The following is a 19,295-nucleotide window of genomic DNA, read 5'->3' as shown; positions in this document are numbered from 1 at the left end:
GACCGACTCAGTGCCTGAAGTGCCGCGTGCCCGTGAACACCATGGCGATGCCGTGCTCGTCGGCGGCCTTGATCACCTCGTCGTCACGCATGGAGCCGCCGGGTTGCACCACGGCGGTGGCGCCGGCCTCGATGCAGGCGAGCATGCCGTCGGCGAACGGGAAGAACGCATCCGACGCCACGACCGAGCCCTTGGTGAGCGGCTGGGCGAGCTTCAACTCAGCCGCGGCATCCTGCGCCTTGCGCGCCGCGATCCGCGCTGAATCGACGCGGCTCATCTGGCCCGCGCCGATGCCGACGGTGGCGAGATCCTTGGCGTAGATGATGGTGTTGGACTTGACGTGCTTTGCCACGCGGAACGCGAACTTCAGATCGCGCATTTCAGCGTCCGTCGGTGCACGCTTGGTGACGACCTTGAACGTCATGTCGTCGACCACGGCGTTGTCGCGGCTCTGCACGAGGAGCCCGCCGGCGACCGTCTTGGCGGTGAGGCCCGGCGCGCGCGGGTCGGGCAGGCTGCCGGCGAGCAGCAGGCGCAGATTTTTGCGCGCGCCGATGATGGCGATCGCCTCCTCGCTGGCATCGGGCGCGATGATCACCTCGGTGAAGATCTTCGTGATCTCGCGCGCGGTGTCGGCGTCGAGCGCGCGGTTCATCGCGATGATGCCGCCGAAGGCCGAGGTGGAATCGCAGGCCAGCGCCTTGCGATAGGCGCTGACGAGGTCGGAGCCTTCGGCTACACCGCAGGGATTGGCGTGCTTGACGATGACGCAGGCCGCGGTGCGCTTGGCGTCGAACTCGCCGATGCACTCATAGGCCGCATCGGTGTCGTTGATGTTGTTGTAGGAGAGCTCCTTGCCCTGGAGCTGCCGCGCTGTCGAGACGCCCGGACGTTTGTCGGGCGTCGCATAGAATGCCGCGGTCTGGTGCGGATTCTCGCCATAGCGCAGCGACTGGATCAGCTTTCCGCCGAAGGCGCGGAAGTCCGGCGCGTCGATCTCGAGCTGGCGGTTGAACCAGTTCGAGATAGCGGCGTCATACGCGCCGGTGCGCGCATAGGCCTTCGCGGCAAGCCGTCGGCGCAGCTTCAGCGTGGTTGCGCCGTTGTTGGCGGCGAGCTCGTCGAGCACGGCCTTGTAATCCTCGGCTTCAACCACGACGGCGACGTCGTCATGATTCTTGGCGGCGGCGCGGATCATCGCGGGGCCGCCGATGTCGATGTTCTCGATGCAATCCTCGAAGCCCGCGCCTTTGTCGACGGTCGCCTCGAACGGATAGAGGTTGACGACGAGGAGATCGATCGGCGCGATGCCGTGCGCCTTCATAGCCTCCGCATGTTCCTTGTTGTCGCGGATCGCGAGCAGGCCGCCATGCACCTTCGGATGCAGCGTCTTGACGCGGCCATCCATCATCTCGGGAAAGCCGGTGAGGTCGGAAACGTCCTTCACCTTGAGGCCGGCCGCGGCGATCGCTTTCGCGGTGCCGCCGGTCGAGACCAGCTCGACATCATGCGCGGCAAGCGCCTTTGCGAACTCGATCAGGCCGGTCTTGTCGGAAACGGAGAGAAGGGCGCGGGTGACGCGACGGGGATGGTCAGTCATGAGCAAGATCCTCTGTCTTAAGGAGTGTCTATGCCCAGGCGCGCGGCGGATATGTCCCGCGCTTCCCGATGGTGCTCCATCCAAGGTCGCCAGTCGCGCGAGCGAGGGCTCGATAGCAGTTTTCGACGGCCTTCACAACGACGAGATGGGCCGAATTCGTGCGTTTACAGCGGAAGTTCCGGCTCGCGCCGGGCGTTGCGGCGGGCATTGGTCACGGCCGGCGAAGCGCTTGAGCGGACAAAGCTCCAGCGGATCGTGGGCGCCTGCCGTGCATCCTGCCGGATCACGATCTGCGCGGTGCGGCGGGGACCGTCATTGCCGGCCAGGAACACGCTGTCCTCGAGATCGACCTTGTCGTCCAATGCGTCAAAGGTCCAGACGTCGCGATTCGGCAGCACCAGCATGACGCCGCGGGCATCCGACAATCGGCTCGCCTTCACCGCCGGATGCAGATGGAAGCGCAGCACGAAATCGGCGTCGGCGCCCTTGAAGCGTCCGCCCTGCGGCGGCGACAGCGTGTCCTCGCCGTCGATGCGCGCGCCGTCATTGGCAACCATCAGCACGCGGCGATGGATCGCGCCGAATTTCGCGAGATAGCCGTCATGCGAGGTCGTGAGCAGCGTGCCGTTCTGAACGATTTCGCGATAGCTCTCGACCTCGACCGGGCCGCTGGTGACGGGTGAGCCGTGCAGGAGCCGCTTCATCGCCGACATCTCGACGAACTGGCATGAGGACGTGTCGTGATAGGTCAGCGTCGAATGCGCGGCGGTGCCGCGCGCGAACGGTCGCCAATTGTCGCGGCCGGTGGTCGGCATGCCGCAATTGGTGACGATGCGGCTGATGCCGGAAGACAGTTCGAATGACAGGCAGCCGGCATGGGCGTCGTGGCTGACGCCGGCCGGCGGCGGCGGGCCGGTGTCGATGATCACAGTGGTCTGGCCGGCATCGAGACGCTGGAAGCCGGTATGCGGCATGTTGGCCATCGGCGCGCCATGGGTGTCGTCATAGGCGAGCAGCGTGGCGAGCAGGTCCGAAGGCGTCGCACTCATGCCGTTGAAGAGCGCGAAATTGCCGTCGCCGTGCCGGAAGAAGCGCAGCATCGGCATCATGCGGTCGATCGCGTTGAGCAGCGCCGGCGGCGGCGCGATGTTGCGCGCGGCAAAGGTCTGTCGCAGCGGCAACAGGTCGATCAAGAGCTCGATCAGGGCGCCCGGATTGCGGGAGATGTGGCCGCCGTCGGGCAGGATCTGCCGTTGCAACTCGTCCGAGAGCTTTTTCGAGACGCTGCGGATGTGCCGCGCCTGGTTGGCAAGGCACAGCGCCGCGTAGCACAGCGCGATCAGCACCTGGAGCTTCGGCACACCGTCGGGAATGTTGACCATGGTGTAGCGCAGGAAGCGGATCTCGCGCGTCAGCGCCCGCAGATAGCGGCGATAGAATTTGTTGTCGGTGTCGTTGAGCACCAGCGGCGCCTGCGACAGCAGCGAGATCACACGCCGCGCCAGCACGTCGGCCCGCCGCGCGACGGCGCGGCGCTTGTTGGCGGGATTGGCGATCCAGTCCTCGACCAGCGCGCGCGCATTGGCCCGCGTCAGCGCGGTGTCGGCGGCGCGCAGATGGCGCAGCCAGCCGAAGCCGAGCAGCGCGACCTCCCAGTCTTCCGACGGCGGTTCGAGATCGAAGATCGAGCGGCCGTGGCAATTGACGATCTTGCCGGCGAAGACGAAGCGGCCCGCATAAATCTCGGCGGCCCGCGTCGCATCTGCCGTGCGCAAATCATGCGGCGCGATGATCAGCCGGTCGGTGCGGCCGGGCCAGACCCGCGACAGCGCAACGGAACCGCCACTCGCGCGCGCGAGCATGTTCCGCGCGAAGCGGTTCATCACCAGCGTCGAGATACGTCTGCGTTGAGCGACCGACACGCCTTGCCTTGAAGGGGGAGAAGATTAGCGACGAATCCTTCTTAATCCCAAAATCGGACGGCCGACACCATCTTGAAGTGTCGCGAATCAGCGCCGTCGCAAAAACCGGTGCAAAATCAGGATTTAACGAGCCGGGCCGCGTAGAAACCGTCGAGCCCGCCGAGCTTGGGATCGGCGTTCGGCAGGTGGCTGGGCAGGGTGCGCAGGTCGCCCTCGGTGGTGATGATCTCGCTGAGCCCCGAGACCTCGGATGCCTCGATCGGCATACGGCGCAGGCCGCCCTCCGCGGCCAGCAGCGCCGCGATTGCCTGCTCGCCCTCTTCGGGTTCCAGCGAACAGGTGCAGTAGACCAGCGTCCCGCCCGGTTTAAGCAGCGAGACGGATTTCTTCAGCAGCCGCTGCTGGAGTGCGGTCAGGGCGGCGACGTCGGATTCCTGCCGGAGCCAGGCCACGTCGGGATGGCGTCGGATCGTGCCGGTCGATGTGCAGGGCGCATCGATCAGGATGCCGTCAAAACCCTCGGCAGGGCCGGTCCATTCCACGGCGTCGGCGACGACAGTCTCGGCCTGGAACGACAGCCGCGTCAGATTCTCGCGCAGACGCGCCACCCGGGCGGGTGAGCGGTCAATCGCCGTGACATGCGCGCCGGCCTGTGCCAGTTGCGCGGTCTTGCCGCCGGGGGCAGCGCAGAGATCGGCAACGGCCTTGCCCTTGATGTCGCCGAACAGCCGCGCCGGCAGCGCGGCGGCGGCGTCCTGCACCCACCATTGTCCCTCGGCAAAGCCCGGCAGCACCGTCACCGAGCCGTGCAGCAGCATCCGCACCGTCCCGGTCGGCAACGTTTCGCCATGCAGGCGGCTTGCCCATTGCGCGGCATCCGACTTGACGGTGAGGTCGAGCGAGGGCTCGTGGCCGAGCGCCAGCGCCATGTCCCTCGCGGTCGCCTCGCCGTAATGCGCGCTCCAGCGCGCGAGCAGCCAGGGCGGCAGGTCCAGCGATTGGTTGGCAACTTCATCCACCAGCGCCTTGCCCTCGCGCGCGCAGCGGCGCAGCACGGCATTGACGAGGCCGGCATAACGCGCGGCACGCCGGTCGGATTGCACGAGACGGACGGAGAGATCGACCGCGGCGTGATCGGGCACGTCCATCCAGAGGATCTGGGCGGCGCCGATCAGGAGTGCGCTCTGCGCGCGCGGCGCTTCTGAGGGAATGCCCTTGTCGAGCAGCCGGGACAGCACGTGGCCGAGGGTGCCGAGCCGGCGCAGCACAGTCGCGACCAGGCGGCGCATCAGCGCGCGGTCGCGGTCGGCAAGCGTCTTCAATCCGGGATGGGCACCGCCGCCGTCGAGCTGATCGTCAAGCGTGCGGTGCTTGTGCAGGACGCCGTCGACGATGTCGGCGGCAATCCGCCGCGCCGCGAGACCGGGCACTTCGGACGGAGGGGCAAAACGTTGAGAGGGCATGCGGAGGCAAGGTTCTGTGCGAGCGGCAGTTCCGCCGCAATGGGCGCATGCCTCGAGAAACCGATCTCTGGCACGCGAATATGCCAAATGTAAGAATGGCCTCTCGCCTTTACAGCCCGTCACGACCATTTCAGCAATGCGATATTGGACCTCGCACGCCCCGTGATCCTGCGCTAGGAACCGCCGAGATGAGTGACCAGCCGCCCGTTCCCGATCGCAAGCAGCTCACGCCGGCCGCCCGGCGTGCGCTGGCCGAAGCCGAAGCGCGCCGGCAGGCTGCGGCGGCCCATGCCGAGGCGGCCCCCAAGGAATTGCAGGGACCGAAGGGACCCGAGCCCACCCGCTACGGCGATTGGGAGCGCAAAGGTATCGCTTCGGACTTTTGAGGCGCCTCTCTCTCGAGGCGCCCTTGCCGGTTCAGCCGACTCAGCCCTAGCGTGCGCCGATGCCGCGCTTCGATCCCAGCCATCCATACCGGCCCTCATACAGTGGCTCGCCGTTCGGCCGCCGCTTCTCCGGGTTGTTGCCGTGGATGTTCGTGGTCGGCGTCGTGGTGGCGGCCGTGCTCACCTTTCGCCACGGGACCAACTGGCCCATTCCGCATGCGGATGACGGACAATCGCGCGATGCTGAAATCATCCTGCAGCAGTCCGGCAATTCCGACAGCCGTCAACCGGTCGACGTCGTCCGCACCGTTGACGGCGACACTTTCCTCGCCCGCGTGCATCAGCGCGACGGGCGCGATCTCGTCGCGCGGGTTCGCCTGCGCGGCATCGACGCGCCTGAAATGAAAGCGTCCTGCCAGGCCGAGCTGGACAAGGCCGAAGCCGCCAGCGACGCGCTGCGCAACCTGCTCGGCCAGGGCGGCGTCACGATCTATAATCTTGGCCAGGACAAATATGGCCGCGTTCTCGCCGACGTCGCGACCAAACGTACCGCCAATGTGTCGGCAGCGCTGCTCGCGGGCGGCTATGTGCGCAGCTACAAGGGCGGCCATCGCGACGGCTGGTGCGCGCGCAGCTGGCGCTTCTGGTAACAAAAAGCCGCGTCGTAAGACGCGGCTCTCGCCGTCCTGCCCTGATCCCGGCGATCAGCGCGTTACGACCACCGTCGTGCCGATCGAGACGCGGCCGTAGAGATCGGTGATGTCGTCGTTGAGCATGCGGATGCAGCCGTAGGACACGAAGCCGCCGACCGAGCCCGGCACGTTGGTGCCGTGGATTGCGTATTCGCCGCCGGCCAGCGTCATGGCGGCGACGCCCATCGGATTGCGCGGCGAGCCGCCCGGAATGACGTCGGGGATGTTGGGCTTGTCGCGCTTCACTTCCGCAGGCGGCGACCAGGCCGGGTTGCGATATTTGCCGTCGATGCGGGTGGTGCCGGACCATTGCTTGCCGGACTTGCCGACGCCGACCGGATAGCGCACGGCGTGGCCGTTATCGAGGATGAAATAGAGCCGCCGCTCGTTGGTCTTGACCACGATGGTGCCCGGCGAATAGTCGGCCAAATGCGCCCCCACCATTTCCGGCCGCGCCTGCGCCGCCGTCGACATCAAGACCCCTGCCCCGATGGTGGCGGCGAGCGCCACAGCAATCCTTATCGACATCAATTTTCCCCTACCCCGAACGGATCGTCCAAAATTACGCAGAACCGGCAATTGCCCGCTTGCCCGGATATTCTTAACCGCGCCCGTTAACCGGATGGTTTCCACGCACCGTCACCAGGGGCCAGCCAGCACGGGAACAAAGAAAATGTTCAAAATAAAGTAAATGACAAGAAAACAACACTCGACTGGAAAGATGCGGGCGCCCCGCCGTGCGTCCTGACAAGTGCGTGAGAGTGTGAACGGCTGTTATTTCGGGGAGACGTCAGCGCGTGACGCGATCTCATGTTCCGGCCGCGGGCTAAACGGCCGCCGCTCACTCTCCCGCTCCGGCTGGGATAATTTGGCCGCACAACTGTCGAAAAGTGCTCGCCGCCCTATATTGTCGGTAACCGCTCTCGCCGTAAGCCCGAGGTGTCCATGACAAGCGATGGCTCGCGTACCCCAAGCGGGGGAATCGTCATCATCGGGTCGCTCTCGCCCGAGACCCAGGAACAGCTTGCGAAGGTCGCCGACGGCAAGATCGCAACCGTCTCGGGCGCACCGCAAACCCACGTCCTGGAAACGACCGGGGTCGATCTCCGCCGGTTGTCCGAACGCGTCAACAAGGTGGTCGGCACGGAGGGGGTGGTCGCCCCGATCCTCGCCGACGACGAAGGTAACCAGTTGCTGCCCACCGGCCGGATGCAAGTCCGATTCAAGGAAGCGCCGACGGACAAGGTTTTGCAGTCCTTTGCCAGGAAGCACAAGGTTGCGCCCGGCGAACGCAACAAATGGTCGCCTCAACAGGCCGAATTCGCCGTGCGCACGGACGACACGCGCTATTTCCCGGACGTTGCCGCGGAGATGGAGAAGGACAGCAAGGTTGCGACAGCATGGCCTGATGTCCGGGCGGCGTTCCGGCGTGAAAGCACGTGACTATCGAAAGTCGCGGGCTATGATCCCCTCAACCGTTGGACGATCGGGAGGGGTCCATGAAATTGCGATTTGGAAAGGACGACTGGCTCGAGCTGGAGCCGGTGTCGCTGGATTCGCATGTTCAACGCGGCATGCGGACGTTCTCGCTTGGGCCGGAGGTGGCGATGGCATCGCCGACGGAGCGCGCGGCCGCGAGCCGCGCCGCCGTAGTCGCCAATCGTGTCGTGCAACAGGTCTTTCAAAAGAGCGTTCCCGCCTACGCGTCGCCGGCTCAACGCGCGGCAGCCGATCTGGACAAGGTCCAGACCGCCGTATTCTCCGATCCGCGCGGCACGCTGCGCGTGGTCTACCGCGAAGTCGTGCTCAGGTTCGAGCCGAATCTCGCGGAGGCGAAACAGAAAGCGCTGCTCGACAAATACGGGCTGCAAATCCGCGTCCGCAACGCATTCCAGTCGGATCAGTTGATCGCATTCGATCCCACGCGCAAGTACATTGCCGAAAGGATGGTCGAGCTCGCCAACGAGCTGACGGAAACCGACGAAGTCGTGTTTGCCTTTCCGAACTTCGTTTCCGAGTTCAAGCGCGGATTGCAAGCTCCCAAGCCAATCGCTGCGCAATGGCATCTCGCCACGGTCAACGCGCGCAGGGCCTGGAGCAAGTCGCAAGGAGGCGGCATCGTGATTGCTGTCCTCGATGATGGTGTCGACGTCGACCATCCGAATCTCGCGGCCAACATCAAGCGCAAGCCCGATTCCAGTGAACCGCGTGACCGATTCGGACGTGATTTCTTCGTCGGAGAAGCTGCGCCCGATCATTTCGATCCGACACCAAAACGGTTTCGCGCACCGTTCGACATGATGGCGGGGAATGACATTCACGGGACCTGCTGTGCCGGTGTCGCGGCGGCATCGGGCAAGAAGGGCGTTTTCGGTATCGCGCCGAGAGCAAGCATCCTTCCAGTCAAGATTTTCCATGCGGATGACCTCGCCACGGAATCGCAAGTCGCAAATGCCATCCGGTATGCTTCGCGCTTTGCCGACATCCTGTCCTGCTCGTGGAGCGGACCGGCCTCGCCCGATATCCGGTTCGCGCTCGAAGAGGCAGGTGCCGGCCGCGGCGGAAAGGGCTGTCCGATATTTTGCGCGACTGGCAATGATTTCCGGGATCAGGTCGGATTTCCGGCCCAATCCCCCTTCTCGATCGGTGTTGGCGCATCGACCGACCAGGGAGACCTCGCAGATTATTCCAATCGGGGCCCCCAGGTCTCCGTGGTTGCACCGTCAAGCGGCGGCGCGAAAGGAATCTTCACGACCGATGTGAGCAACCCCGGCCGCGGATTCAATATCGGCAACGCCGCGGCCGGCGGCGCCGACGGACTCAACACCAACGTCTTCGGCGGGACCTCGTCAGCAACACCCCTGGCGGCAGGAATCGCGGCCCTCGTCCTGGCGGCGAATTCCAGTCTCAGCCGCGACGACGTTCGCAATATTCTCCAGAGCACGGCGGAGAAGATCGGGCCGGCCGCATCATACGACGCCAACGGCCACAGCGACCGTTTCGGCTTCGGCCAGGTCGATGCCGCGGCCGCCGTCGACGCGGCGCTGGCGGCGGCCGCCGCCGCCAAGGTGTCGCCGGATGCGCAGAAGCCGGTCAAGAAAGCCGCAAAGAAGACTTCGAAAAGCAAGAAGGGGTCGAAGAAAAAGTCTCCGAAGAAGGCGGCCAAAAAGAGCGGCCGCAACACCGCCAAGAAGAGCGCCAAGAAAGCGGTCAAGAAAGCCGCGAGAAAATCCGGCTAGACCTCTGCTCTGGACCGGTGCGGCCGACAGCCTTGGCTATCGACCGCGTGTTGTGTGCCTCAGGCGCTCTTGGTCCGGTTCTGCCGGTTCTTCACGAGGTCGTCGACCACGGCGGGATCGGCGAGCGTCGAGGTATCACCGAGGCTGCCCGGCTCGTCCTCGGCGATCTTGCGCAGGATGCGGCGCATGATCTTGCCGGAGCGGGTCTTGGGCAGGCCGGGCGCGAACTGGATCTGGTCGGGCGAGGCGATCGGGCCGATCTCCCTGCGCACCCAGGTGACGAGCTCCTTGCGCAGATCCTCGGTCGGCTCGACGCCGGCCATCAGGGTCACATAGGCGTAGATGCCCTGGCCCTTGATGTCGTGCGGGAAGCCGACCACGGCCGCTTCCGACACCTTCTCATGCGCGACGAGCGCGCTCTCGACTTCCGCAGTGCCCATGCGGTGGCCGGAGACGTTGATGACGTCGTCGACACGGCCGGTGATCCAGTAATAGCCGTCGGCATCGCGCCGGCAGCCGTCGCCGGTGAAATACTTGCCCTTGTAGGTCGAGAAATAGGTCTGCTCGAAGCGGGCGTGATCGCCATAGACCGTGCGCATCTGGCCCGGCCATGACCGCGTCAGGCAGAGATTGCCTGATGTCTCACCGTCCAGCACCTTGCCGTCGGCATCGACGATCTCGGGCACCACGCCGAAGAACGGCTGCGTCGCCGAGCCCGGCTTCAGTTTGGTTGCGCCCGGCAGCGGCGTGATCAAGATGCCGCCGGTCTCGGTCTGCCACCAGGTGTCGACGATCGGGCAGCGGTCATCGCCGACGACGCGGTGATACCACTCCCAGGCTTCGGGATTGATGGGCTCGCCGACCGAGCCGAGCAGTCGGAGCGAAGCGCGCGAGGTCTTCTTCACGGGCTCGTCGCCGCTCTGCATCAGCGCGCGGATTGCGGTCGGCGCGGTGTAGAAGATGTTGACCTTGTGCTTGTCGATGACGTTCCAGAAACGGGAATTGTCCGGATAGTTCGGCACGCCTTCGAACATCAGCGTGGTCGCGCCATTCGCCAGCGGCCCGTAGAGGATATAGCTATGTCCGGTGACCCAGCCGACGTCGGCGGTGCACCAGTAGATGTCGCCGTCGTGATAGTCGAACACGTATTGATGCGTCATCGCGGCGAATACGAGATAGCCGCCCGAGGTGTGCAGCACGCCCTTGGGCTGGCCGGTCGAGCCTGACGTATAGAGGATGAACAGCGGATCCTCGGCGTGCATGTGCTCGGCCGGGCATTCCGTCGTCACCATCTTGGCGGCGTCGTGATACCAGAGATCGCGTGACGGATTCATCTCGACCGTGCCGCCGGTGCGCTTGACCACGACGACCCAGTCGACGCCGTCGGCCTTGGCGAGCGCCGCGTCGACATTGGCCTTCAGCGGCACCTTCTTGCCGCCGCGCAGACCTTCGTCCGCGGTGATGATCACCTTGGACTGGCAGTCGTTGATGCGCTGGGCAAGGCTGTCCGGCGAGAAGCCGGCGAACACCACGGAGTGGATCGCGCCGATCCGCGCACAGGCCAGCATCGCGTAGGCCGCTTCCGGAATCATCGGCAGGTAGATGGTGACGCGGTCGCCCTTCTTGACGTTGCGGGTGCGCAGGATGTTGGCCATCCGGCAGACCTCGTCGTGCAGCTCCTTGTAGGTGATGTGCCGGGACTGCGAGGGATCGTCGCCCTCCCAGATGATCGCGGTCTGGTTGGCGCGCTTGTGCAGATGCCGGTCGATGCAATTATGGGCGACGTTGAGGACGCCGTCCTCGAACCATTTGATCGAGATGTTGCCTGGCGCGAAGGAGACGTTCTCGATTTTCGTCGGCGCCTTCATCCAGTCGATGCGCTTGGCCTGCTCGGCCCAGAAGGCGTTCGGGTCCGAGATCGAGCGGGCGTACATGTCCTTGTACTTGGCCTGGTCGACCCAGGCGCGCTTGGCCCATTCCGCGGGGACGTCGTAGATCTTCTCGGACATGCTTCCCTCCAGATACGGCAAGCCGAGCCCAGGTGACTGGCGAGCCGACGTCGTCGTTGAACCGATTATGCGTCGGGCTAACCGGACCCGACAAGGAGCACAAGCTGGACCTTCGGCGAGCGGCCGGCCATGCGGAGGATCAAGACCAGTTGAGGCGACTGTCGCAGATCTGAAACAGGCCGGGGCGGCTTTCCAAGTCTTTACCTAGATCCTCGGAACGGGCTGCGCAGGCCCCCCATGCATATCATGGAGGTATTTAGAGACCGCCTTTCACTGATTCGGGACTCGCAATACGGTTCGGAACACCCTAAATGGCCAACCCGGGGTCCAACGAGGCCCCTGGAACAAAAATCAGAACAATTGCATTGACCGGTAACAGGCAGGGCTAAGGCATAAGACTATGATGGATCAGCAGAATCTCGGGACGATGCGGCCCGCTTCAGCCGATCCTTCAGCCGTTGCACTGGCCAAAGCCCTCGGACAATGGCCGAAACCGGCCCCTTTCAGGCGTTCGAGCCCGAAAAGGGCCTTCGACACGGCGCCCGCGGCGACGGTCGAGGCGCTCGCCAAGGAACTCGGCCTGCGGCTCGGCGACCAGAACGAGCTGACCATCCGCCGTATCAGGCGCGGCAAGGGCTATTCCTTCGTCCGCCCCAATGGCGCGCATATCCGCGACGCCCGCATCATCCGCCGGCTGCACGCCATGGCGGTGCCGCCGGCCTATCGCGAGGTGCGTTACTCGGCCGATCCGAGCTCGCATCTCCAGGCGGTGGGACGCGATGCCGCGGGCCGGCTGCAATACCGCTATCACGCCGATTGGGAGAAGGTCCGCGAGCACCGCAAGGCGCACCGGCTGGAAAAGCTCGTCGGCGCGCTGCCCAAGATCCGGCGCAAGGTCTCGGCGTTCCTGTCGGGCGACGAGCCGACGCGTGAATTCGCACTCTCGGCCGTGATCGAGCTGATCGCGCGCACCGCGATCCGTCCCGGCAACGAATCCTATGCCCGCCTCAACGGCACCCGGGGCGCCACCACGCTCCTGAAATCGAACGTCACGCTGGAAGACGACTGCTTCGTGCTGACCTTCAAGGCGAAGGGCGGCAAGGCGGTGCGCAAGGAGTGCGACGCGGCCAAGCTGGTGCGTGCCATCGGCATCCTGAACGGGGTTCCCGGCAAGCGCATGTTCCAGTATCGCGACGCCTACGGCATCGTGCGTGCGGTCAGCACCACGCAGGTCAACGCGTTTCTGCGCGAGATCGCCGGCATCAAGATTTCGCTGAAGGACTTTCGCACGCTGATGGCGTCCGCCGTCGTGGTGGAATCGCTGTCGCGGATCACGCCGGCCACCAGCCAGCGCGGCCGCAAGAAGCAGGTGCTGGACGCGATCCGCGCCGCCGCAGACAAGCTCTCCAACACGCCGGCGATCTGCCGCAAGAGCTACGTCCACGACACCATCGTCACCGCCTTCGAGGACGGTATCCTCGAACGCTTCGCGGCCACCATGAAGGGCCAGCGTTCGCAGGCCAGGCGCGAGCAACTTTTGCAGCAGGTGGTGGCGACCGCGGCGGTGTGATCCGCCCGCATCGCTACGTCTTCTCTGACACACCCTTGTCCGGACCGGGATCGCTGCCCGCGGCTGCGGTGGTTAGCCGTTCCAGATAGTGCCCCCACCCTTTTGCGTGCGCGGCCGCCTGTTCCTCGGTCGGCAGTCCGCTATGGGTCATGCGCAGCAGCGTGCCGCCGTCGCGCTCGATCAGGTCGATCTCGATCAGGCTCGAGCCGGGCGGCACTTCCTGGCCGCCCTCCCAGCCGAACGTATAGGCCAGACGGTGCACCGGCACGACCTCGCGGAAGGCGCCGCGGGCGACGCCGCCGCGCGGGCCGATGCCCTTGAGGAGATAGAGCCCGCCGGGATGCGGCTCCGTGGTCGCATCGGAGCCCATCCAGCTCAGGATTTTCTCGGGGTCGGTCAAATAGGCGAAGACGGTGGCGCGCGGGGCTGCGATCTGGGTTTCGCGTCGCACTACGAACGGCTCGGTCATCGGCGATCATCCCTGGGCTGACACTGGCACATGGCGGCGGTGGAGCGGTGCGTCAAGGATTGCCCGTGACAAAGACGGCCCACCTTCGCCATCATCGGACCATGCAACTCTCCCGGACCCTGACCTGGCTCGTCGATGCTGCCTCAGATTGTTCCGGGGCTGACCGTCTGCTCGCGGAACTCGGCGCTCATCTGGTTGCCGATGGCGTGCCGGTTGCGGCAGGCAGCCTGACGCTGGAGGTGCCGCATCCGCTGATCGCGAAGCGGACCTGGCTGTGGCGCGCGGAGACCGGCCGGGTCATCGAAGCGCTCGGCTTCGCACCAAGTGGGCTGGCGCCCGACCCGCCCCATGATGCCGGTCGCCGCTGGCTGCGCGACATCGCGGGTGGCGCGGTGCACGAAGAGGTCGTCGGACGACAAGATGGGCCGCAGCTCGGTTGGATCGGGCCGCGTCCGTTCACCTCAGACGAGATCGAGCAATTGCGCCAGGCCGCGCGCTTCGCCGCGACGCCCCTTGCCGTGCTCGCTGCGCGCGCCACATTGCGCGCAACGCTCGATGCCTATCTCGGCAAGCGCAGCGCGGAGCGGGTGCTGGCGGCGCCCCTGCGGCGCGATCTCGGCGAGACCATTCAAGCCGCCCTGCTCTATGCGGATCTGCGCAACTTCACGTCCTTGTCCGAGACCAGTTCGCCGGCCGACGTCATCGCGGCGCTCGACGCCTGGTTCGATCGCATCGCCGGTGCCGTTCATGCCTTCGGCGGCGAGGTGCTGAAATTCATCGGCGACGGCGTGCTCGCGATCTTCCCGGTGGTCGAGGCGTCACCGCGCCGCGCCTGCGATGCCGCTCTGCGCGCCGCAGGCGCTGCCGAAGCCGGCATGGCATATCTCAACGGGGAGCGCCGGGCCCAGGCGCTTCCGCCGCTCGCGTTCGGTGCGGCCCTTCATCTCGGCGAAATACTCTGGGGCAATATCGGCGCCGCCAACCGGCTCGATTTCACGGCGATCGGTCCCGCCGTCAATCTCGCCAGCCGCCTCGAGGGACTGTGCAAGCCCTTGGGACGGACCGTGCTGGTGTCGGGGGCGCTTGCCGCGGAGACCGACATGGCTCTCGTCGCGCTTGGATCGCATTCGCTGCGCGGCATCGTCGCGCCTTGCGAGGTGTTTACGCTGCCGGAGGCGCAAGCTCGGACATCGTAGTCCGGATGGCGCGAATCGTTACCGGGGTCGTCCCCCAATCCAGACTTTCCCGGATTGCGCTTCGCGCGACAGCACCTGCAACTAAACCCCGCCCATCTTGCAGACGAGCTTCCATTCCTCCGCCGTCACTGGCTGCACCGACAGGCGCGAATATTTCACCAGCGCCATGTCAGCGAGCTTCTTCTCGGCCTTGATCGCGGCCATCGTCACCGGCGTCTTCAACGGCTTGTCCGCCTTGATGTCGACGCAGACGAATTTTTCGGTCTTGTCGGTCGGGTCAGGATAGGCCTCCTTGATGATCTCCGCGATGCCGACGATCTCCTTGCCTTCGTTGGAATGATAGAAGAACGCCTTGTCGCCCTTCTTCATGTTCACGAGGTTTATGCGCGCGGTGTAATTGCGTACGCCGGTCCAGGCTTCGCCCTTGGCGCCCTTCGCGACCTGCTGGTCCCAGGACCACACCGACGGTTCGGATTTCACCAGCCAGTACGCCATGTTCATTCCTCTGCCTTGAAGGGGCGCGTCAACAGCCCCGAGATCGCGGCGTCGATCGTGCTTCGGCCGCTCAGGATCGAAGCGACCGCTTCTGATACCGGCATCTCGATGTTTTGCGAAGCTGCGAGTTCGATCAGCACCGGCGCGGTGAACTCGCCCTCGGCAAGCTTGCCCGCGGGCGGCTGCTCGCCGCGGCCCAGCGCAAGGCCGTGCGCGAGATTGCGCGATTGCGGGCTCGAGCAGGTCAGGATCAGGTCGCCGAGGCCGGACAGGCCCGCAAGCGTCTCGCTGCGCGCGCCGAGGGCGCGGCCGAGGCGCGTGAGTTCGGCAAAGCCGCGGGTCGTCAGGGCAGCCTGGGCGGAGGCGCCGAGCTTGCGTCCGACCGCGATGCCAACTGCGATCGCCAATACGTTCTTGGCAGCACCACCGATCTCGACGCCGCGGATGTCGGTGGTGTGATAGGGCCGGAAGGTCGCCGAGCCCAGCGCCTGCACCAGCGCGCTCGCCAGCGCTTCATCCTTCGCCGCCAGCGTCACCGCGGTCGGCAGACCGCGCGCGACGTCGTCGGCAAAGCTCGGGCCGGACAGGATTGCCGGCTGCGTGTGAGGTGCGGCCTCCGCGATGATTTCGGTCATGAATTTATGGGTGCCGTGCTCGATGCCTTTGGCGCAGGCGACGATCGGCACCGGCTTTGACAGATGCGAGGCCAGCATGTTGACCGCGCCGCGCAAATGCTGCGCGGGCGTCGCGATCAGCACCATGTCGGCGCGCGCGGCCTCCGCAAGCTCGTGCGTGACGACGATCTCCGGCGGCAGCCGCACACCGGGCAGCCGCGGATTGTCACGGGTCGAGGCGATTCGCGCGACATGCTCGTTATTGCGTGCCCAGAGCGTCACGTTGCGTCCGGCGCGCGCCGCCACTGTCGCCAGTGCCGTTCCCCATGCGCCCGCACCAATCACCGCGACGGACCGGAACGCCGTCATGGCTAAAATCCCGCCCGTGTTTTGCCGTAACCGGCCGGCGCCGTGGCGTTGGCATCGAGCAGCCAGCGTGCGCGGGGTTGGGCTTCCATCGTGTCGGTCATGCCAAGCGCCAGGCGCTCGGCGCCGGCCCAGGCGATCATCGCGCCGTTGTCGGTGCAGAGCGCGGGCGGCGGCATGATCAGTTGCGTCCTGGCCTGCCGCGCGACGTCATGCAGGGCGCCGCGGATCGCCTGGTTGGCGGCGACACCGCCGGCGGCGACAAGGGCACGCGGTGCGCCGAACTGCTCGCGGAAAAGCTTGAGACCAACGCTCAGCCGGTCAGCCGTCGAGTCGAGCACGGCGGCCTGAAAACTCGCGCAGAGATCGCTGATATCCTGTGGCGCGATCTCAGCCAACCGGCTCGCCTCGCTGCGCACCGCCGTCTTCAATCCCGACAGCGAGAAATTGGCATCGGGCCGTCCCTGCATCGGGCGCGGGAAGGCGAAGCGCGTGGCATCTCCGCTTGCCGCGGCGCGTTCGACCTGCGGTCCGCCCGGATAAGGCAGGCCCAGCATCTTCGCGACCTTGTCGAAGGCTTCGCCGATCGCGTCGTCGACGGTGGTGCCGAGCCGCACATATTGGCCGACACCGGTGACGGCGACGATCTGGGTATGCCCGCCCGAGGCGAGGAACAGGCAGTAGGGAAATTCAATTCCGTCGGTGAGGCGCGGCGTCAGTGCATGCGCTTCGAGATGGTTGACCGCGACCAGCGGCGTGTCATGCACGATCGCGATCGCCTTCGCGGTGGTGAGCCCGACGATGACGCCCCCGATCAGCCCGGGCCCCGCCGCGGCCGCGACGCCGTCGAGCTGTGCGTAGTCGATGCCGGCGTCGTGCATGGCGCGGTCGATGATGCCGTCGAGCAGGTCGACATGCGCGCGCGCGGCGATCTCCGGCACCACGCCGCCGAAACGGGCATGCTCCTCGACCTGAGACCGCACGATGTCGGACAGGATCTTGCCGGTGCCGTCGGGCGCGCGCTCGACGACGGCCGCGGCGGTCTCGTCGCAGGTGGTTTCGATGCCCAGTACCAGCATTGGCGAATTGTTATCCAATTTGCGCCCTTGCGCTCATCCGTAAAGCAGAGTTCTGGTACGTCGGGTAGCATTCCGGGGTCGACTTGCGCAATCGTCACGCGCAGCCGCCCTCGCAAATGCGTCACCGCCACGTGGTTCGGGAACACAAGCGATGTCCATTCTTGTCACACGGCCGCATCCCGACAATGAGGCGACGGCGGAAAATTTGCGGGCGCGGGGTCATGTGGTGCTGCTCGCCCCGATGCTCAAGTTCGAGCCGGTCGCCTTCCATGACGAGAGTGAGGCGGGCTACGGCGCCATCATCGTCACGTCGGCCAATGCGATCCGCGCCGTCGCACCGCAATTGCAGGATCTTGGCCTAAAGAACCTTGGCCTGCTGGAGCTGCCGCTGTTTGCGGTCGGCGAGCACACGGCTGCCGCGGCGCGCGACGCCGGCTTCGCCGAGGTGATCGTCGCCGGCGGCGATGCCGCGGCCTTGCGCGACAAGGTGATGCAGAGTGCGCGCGATAAGGTGCTGAAGAAGAACAGCACGCTGCTTTATCTCGCTGGCGCGGATCTGTCGCGCGATCTCGGCGGCGAGCTCGGCGCGGAGGGCTTTAGCGTGTTGACGCAGACCACCTATCGTATGGCTCCGGTCAAGATCCTGCCGCGCGATGTCTGCGATGGCTTTGCCGCGCATGGTATCGAGGCGGTGCTGCATTACTCCCGTCGCAGCGCGCGAGCCTTCCTGGATGCGGCGCGGGACGAAGGCGTCGAAATCTCGGCGCTGGCGATCCCGCAATGCTGCCTGTCCGAGACGGTCGCCAGCGTGCTGCGCGATGCCGGCGCGTCACAGGTTCTGGGGGCCGCGACGCCGGACGAAAATGCCCTATTTGATACCTTGGAGCGTGCTTTGCGGACCCGTTTGGCGTAAGAGGTCGGGCCGAATCCGACGCGATCGGGTCCGTTTAGGACATGTAAGTGTGAGGAACCGTCACGATGGCCGACGACAAGCCTGAAGACGCAGGATTGGCTCCCGAGTCCGGCCGTGCCAAGCGCACCCCGCCCACCATCGACCTCGAGGCAACCGAAGTCTCCACGCAGCCGCAGGAGGTGCCGGCCGAGCCCGAGGCTCAGCCGGCTCCGGAGCAGGCCACGGCCGAAGAGTCCAAATCCGAAGAGGCCCAGCCCGACCCGCAGCCCGAACATGCGGAAGCCGCGGCTGCTTCCGCTCCGACGTCGGCGCCGATTTCGCCCTGGGTCATTGCGCCGTTCTCCGGCGTGGTCGCAGCCGCGATCGTGATTGGGGTCGGTTGGATGCTGGGCTGGCCCGCCGTGCAGGCGCCGCCGGCCGCTCCCCAAGTGACGAGCGCGACGGTCGATGCGCTGAGCGGGCGCGTCGCCGCGGTCGAGGCCAGGGCGGGCAAGCCCGCGGCCGACCCGGCCATGGCGGCACGGATCGACGCGCTGGAGAAATCCGTCAGCGCCTTGCGTGGCGACGTGGCCAATCTGCGCGCGCAGTCCGACAAGACCGCGAGCGCGTTGAACGACGCGAAATCCGCGCCGCGCGACGTCGCGGCATCGTCCGATCTCGCCAACCGCGTCGCGCAGCTCGAGCGCGCAAGCAAGGCAGAACGCGCCGAACTCGCGCAGCAGGGCGAGAAAATTGCCGACGACAAGCCGCTGCGCCAGGTCGTGGCGGCGTCGCTGCTCGACGTCGCCGTTCGCCATGGCGATCCCTATCAATCGCAGCTGTCCGCAGCGCGGTCGCTCGCCGCCAAGCCCGATGTGCTGAAGCCGCTCGACGCCTTTGCATCATCAGGTATCCCGACGCCGGTCGCGCTGAGCCGCGAGCTGCTCAACATCGTGCCAAAGCTCTCTCCGCCGGCGGAAGTCCCGGCGGCCGGTGCCGGCATCGTCGAGCGTCTCCAGGCGGGGGCCTCAAAACTCGTTCGTATCGAGCGTACCGACGGCGTCGGCAATGATCGCGGTGCCATCGTCGCACGGGTGACGGCGGCGGCGCTCCGCAACGATTTCGCGGAAGCGCGGCGCGAGCTGAAGACGCTGCCCGAGGCCGATCGCGCACCGGCGCAGGCCTGGCTCGACAAGACCGATGCCCGCGAGGCTGCGCTCGCGGCCTCCCGCAAATTCGCAGATGATGCCATGGCGGATCTCGCCAAGCCTGCTCAATAAGGTTCGCGCAATAATCAGCGCGT

At 65.9% G+C, this 19,295-nt stretch carries 17 protein-coding genes and 1 riboswitch; of the genes, 8 read left to right on the top strand and 9 right to left on the bottom strand.

Features of this window, described 5'->3' with window-relative positions:
* Positions 1-7: 7 nt before the first annotated feature.
* The 3 genes from purH to JQ627_RS14540 all read right to left on the bottom strand — a co-directional run bounded on the left by purH (position 8) and on the right by JQ627_RS14540 (position 4,985).
* Positions 8-1,600 (bottom strand): bifunctional phosphoribosylaminoimidazolecarboxamide formyltransferase/IMP cyclohydrolase, encoded by a 1,593-nt coding sequence (gene purH / locus JQ627_RS14550; protein ID WP_212484872.1) that lies wholly within the window; start codon positions 1,598-1,600, stop codon positions 8-10.
* A gap of 25 nt (positions 1,601-1,625) precedes the next feature.
* A riboswitch (ZMP/ZTP riboswitch) is annotated at positions 1,626-1,707 on the bottom strand.
* A gap of 57 nt (positions 1,708-1,764) precedes the next feature.
* Positions 1,765-3,483 carry a heparinase II/III family protein gene (locus tag JQ627_RS14545; RefSeq protein WP_212485105.1) on the bottom strand — a complete coding sequence of 573 codons (1,719 nt, stop codon included), beginning with the start codon at positions 3,481-3,483 and terminating at the stop codon, positions 1,765-1,767.
* 155 nt (positions 3,484-3,638) lie between these two features.
* A complete protein-coding gene (locus JQ627_RS14540) occupies positions 3,639-4,985 on the bottom strand; it encodes an RsmB/NOP family class I SAM-dependent RNA methyltransferase (protein ID WP_212484871.1) in 1,347 nt (448 codons plus the stop codon).
* A 188-nt stretch (positions 4,986-5,173) separates the two neighbouring features.
* Between JQ627_RS14540 and JQ627_RS14535 the strand changes: the two genes are divergently transcribed.
* Both JQ627_RS14535 and JQ627_RS14530 read left to right on the top strand, forming a co-directional pair.
* Positions 5,174-5,371 carry a DUF1674 domain-containing protein gene (locus JQ627_RS14535; protein ID WP_212484870.1) on the top strand — a complete coding sequence of 66 codons (198 nt, stop codon included), beginning with the start codon at positions 5,174-5,176 and terminating at the stop codon, positions 5,369-5,371.
* Between the two features lie 59 nt (positions 5,372-5,430).
* On the top strand, positions 5,431-6,021 hold the full coding sequence (locus tag JQ627_RS14530) for a thermonuclease family protein (protein ID WP_212484869.1): 591 nt from the start codon (positions 5,431-5,433) through the stop codon (positions 6,019-6,021).
* 54 nt (positions 6,022-6,075) lie between these two features.
* Here the strand turns inward: JQ627_RS14530 and JQ627_RS14525 are convergent, their stop codons facing one another.
* Entirely contained in the window at positions 6,076-6,591 is a 516-nt protein-coding gene (locus tag JQ627_RS14525) for a L,D-transpeptidase (RefSeq protein ID WP_212484868.1), read from the bottom strand.
* Between the two features lie 417 nt (positions 6,592-7,008).
* Between JQ627_RS14525 and JQ627_RS14520 the strand changes: the two genes are divergently transcribed.
* Positions 7,009-7,506, top strand: a complete 498-nt coding sequence (locus JQ627_RS14520; RefSeq protein WP_212484867.1) for a hypothetical protein — start codon at positions 7,009-7,011, stop codon at positions 7,504-7,506.
* A 56-nt stretch (positions 7,507-7,562) separates the two neighbouring features.
* Positions 7,563-9,302, top strand: coding sequence for a S8 family serine peptidase (locus JQ627_RS14515; protein WP_212484866.1), 1,740 nt, complete (start codon positions 7,563-7,565; stop codon positions 9,300-9,302).
* A gap of 59 nt (positions 9,303-9,361) precedes the next feature.
* Here JQ627_RS14515 and acs read toward each other — a convergent pair whose 3' ends face one another.
* Positions 9,362-11,311 (bottom strand): acetate--CoA ligase, encoded by a 1,950-nt coding sequence (gene acs / locus JQ627_RS14510; protein WP_212484865.1) that lies wholly within the window; start codon positions 11,309-11,311, stop codon positions 9,362-9,364.
* A 400-nt stretch (positions 11,312-11,711) separates the two neighbouring features.
* Here acs and JQ627_RS14505 point away from each other — a divergent pair, with 400 nt between their 5' ends.
* Entirely contained in the window at positions 11,712-12,881 is a 1,170-nt protein-coding gene (locus JQ627_RS14505; RefSeq protein ID WP_212484864.1) for a DNA topoisomerase IB, read from the top strand.
* Between the two features lie 13 nt (positions 12,882-12,894).
* On the opposite strand, the gene JQ627_RS14500 is transcribed toward JQ627_RS14505, so the two are convergent.
* Positions 12,895-13,350, bottom strand: a complete 456-nt coding sequence (locus JQ627_RS14500; protein ID WP_212484863.1) for an SRPBCC domain-containing protein — start codon at positions 13,348-13,350, stop codon at positions 12,895-12,897.
* A 101-nt stretch (positions 13,351-13,451) separates the two neighbouring features.
* Here JQ627_RS14500 and JQ627_RS14495 point away from each other — a divergent pair, with 101 nt between their 5' ends.
* The gene (locus tag JQ627_RS14495; protein WP_212485104.1) at positions 13,452-14,546 is read left to right on the top strand and encodes an adenylate/guanylate cyclase domain-containing protein; all 1,095 of its coding nucleotides are present in this window, start codon (positions 13,452-13,454) and stop codon (positions 14,544-14,546) included.
* 81 nt (positions 14,547-14,627) lie between these two features.
* On the opposite strand, the gene JQ627_RS14490 is transcribed toward JQ627_RS14495, so the two are convergent.
* From JQ627_RS14490 to tsaD, 3 genes are read right to left on the bottom strand one after another with little or no spacing between them, the layout of a single operon-like run.
* Positions 14,628-15,041, bottom strand: coding sequence for an EVE domain-containing protein (locus tag JQ627_RS14490; protein WP_212484862.1), 414 nt, complete (start codon positions 15,039-15,041; stop codon positions 14,628-14,630).
* 2 nt (positions 15,042-15,043) lie between these two features.
* Positions 15,044-16,024 carry an NAD(P)H-dependent glycerol-3-phosphate dehydrogenase gene (locus tag JQ627_RS14485; RefSeq protein WP_212484861.1) on the bottom strand — a complete coding sequence of 327 codons (981 nt, stop codon included), beginning with the start codon at positions 16,022-16,024 and terminating at the stop codon, positions 15,044-15,046.
* 2 nt (positions 16,025-16,026) lie between these two features.
* The gene (gene tsaD / locus JQ627_RS14480) at positions 16,027-17,100 is read right to left on the bottom strand and encodes a tRNA (adenosine(37)-N6)-threonylcarbamoyltransferase complex transferase subunit TsaD (protein WP_212484860.1); all 1,074 of its coding nucleotides are present in this window, start codon (positions 17,098-17,100) and stop codon (positions 16,027-16,029) included.
* A gap of 151 nt (positions 17,101-17,251) precedes the next feature.
* Here tsaD and JQ627_RS14475 point away from each other — a divergent pair, with 151 nt between their 5' ends.
* Together JQ627_RS14475 and JQ627_RS14470 are read left to right on the top strand one after the other, a co-directional pair.
* On the top strand, positions 17,252-18,013 hold the full coding sequence (locus JQ627_RS14475) for a uroporphyrinogen-III synthase (RefSeq protein WP_212484859.1): 762 nt from the start codon (positions 17,252-17,254) through the stop codon (positions 18,011-18,013).
* Between the two features lie 65 nt (positions 18,014-18,078).
* Positions 18,079-19,272 (top strand): COG4223 family protein, encoded by a 1,194-nt coding sequence (locus JQ627_RS14470; RefSeq protein WP_212484858.1) that lies wholly within the window; start codon positions 18,079-18,081, stop codon positions 19,270-19,272.
* Positions 19,273-19,295: the final 23 nt, after the last annotated feature.

It is taken from the genome of Bradyrhizobium liaoningense (assembly GCF_018130785.1).
GTDB classification, from domain to species: domain Bacteria; phylum Pseudomonadota; class Alphaproteobacteria; order Rhizobiales; family Xanthobacteraceae; genus Bradyrhizobium; species Bradyrhizobium liaoningense_A.
Note: the sequence above shows the minus strand (reverse complement) of the source record. Positions and strands in the feature narration are given on the sequence as shown.

Bases quoted from the DNA above. Each gene is read 5' to 3' on its own strand.
- purH (WP_212484872.1), bottom strand. From the start codon at position 1,600: ATGACTGACCATCCCCGTCGCGTCACCCGCGCCCTTCTCTCCGTTTCC.
- JQ627_RS14545 (WP_212485105.1), bottom strand. From the start codon at position 3,483: ATGAACCGCTTCGCGCGGAACATGCTCGCGCGCGCGAGTGGCGGTTCC.
- JQ627_RS14540 (WP_212484871.1), bottom strand. From the start codon at position 4,985: ATGCCCTCTCAACGTTTTGCCCCTCCGTCCGAAGTGCCCGGTCTCGCG.
- JQ627_RS14535 (WP_212484870.1), top strand. From the start codon at position 5,174: ATGAGTGACCAGCCGCCCGTTCCCGATCGCAAGCAGCTCACGCCGGCC.
- JQ627_RS14530 (WP_212484869.1), top strand. From the start codon at position 5,431: ATGCCGCGCTTCGATCCCAGCCATCCATACCGGCCCTCATACAGTGGC.
- JQ627_RS14525 (WP_212484868.1), bottom strand. From the start codon at position 6,591: ATGTCGATAAGGATTGCTGTGGCGCTCGCCGCCACCATCGGGGCAGGG.
- JQ627_RS14520 (WP_212484867.1), top strand. From the start codon at position 7,009: ATGACAAGCGATGGCTCGCGTACCCCAAGCGGGGGAATCGTCATCATC.
- JQ627_RS14515 (WP_212484866.1), top strand. From the start codon at position 7,563: ATGAAATTGCGATTTGGAAAGGACGACTGGCTCGAGCTGGAGCCGGTG.
- acs (WP_212484865.1), bottom strand. From the start codon at position 11,311: ATGTCCGAGAAGATCTACGACGTCCCCGCGGAATGGGCCAAGCGCGCC.
- JQ627_RS14505 (WP_212484864.1), top strand. From the start codon at position 11,712: ATGATGGATCAGCAGAATCTCGGGACGATGCGGCCCGCTTCAGCCGAT.
- JQ627_RS14500 (WP_212484863.1), bottom strand. From the start codon at position 13,350: ATGACCGAGCCGTTCGTAGTGCGACGCGAAACCCAGATCGCAGCCCCG.
- JQ627_RS14495 (WP_212485104.1), top strand. From the start codon at position 13,452: ATGCAACTCTCCCGGACCCTGACCTGGCTCGTCGATGCTGCCTCAGAT.
- JQ627_RS14490 (WP_212484862.1), bottom strand. From the start codon at position 15,041: ATGGCGTACTGGCTGGTGAAATCCGAACCGTCGGTGTGGTCCTGGGAC.
- JQ627_RS14485 (WP_212484861.1), bottom strand. From the start codon at position 16,024: ATGACGGCGTTCCGGTCCGTCGCGGTGATTGGTGCGGGCGCATGGGGA.
- tsaD (WP_212484860.1), bottom strand. From the start codon at position 17,100: ATGCTGGTACTGGGCATCGAAACCACCTGCGACGAGACCGCCGCGGCC.
- JQ627_RS14475 (WP_212484859.1), top strand. From the start codon at position 17,252: ATGTCCATTCTTGTCACACGGCCGCATCCCGACAATGAGGCGACGGCG.
- JQ627_RS14470 (WP_212484858.1), top strand. From the start codon at position 18,079: ATGGCCGACGACAAGCCTGAAGACGCAGGATTGGCTCCCGAGTCCGGC.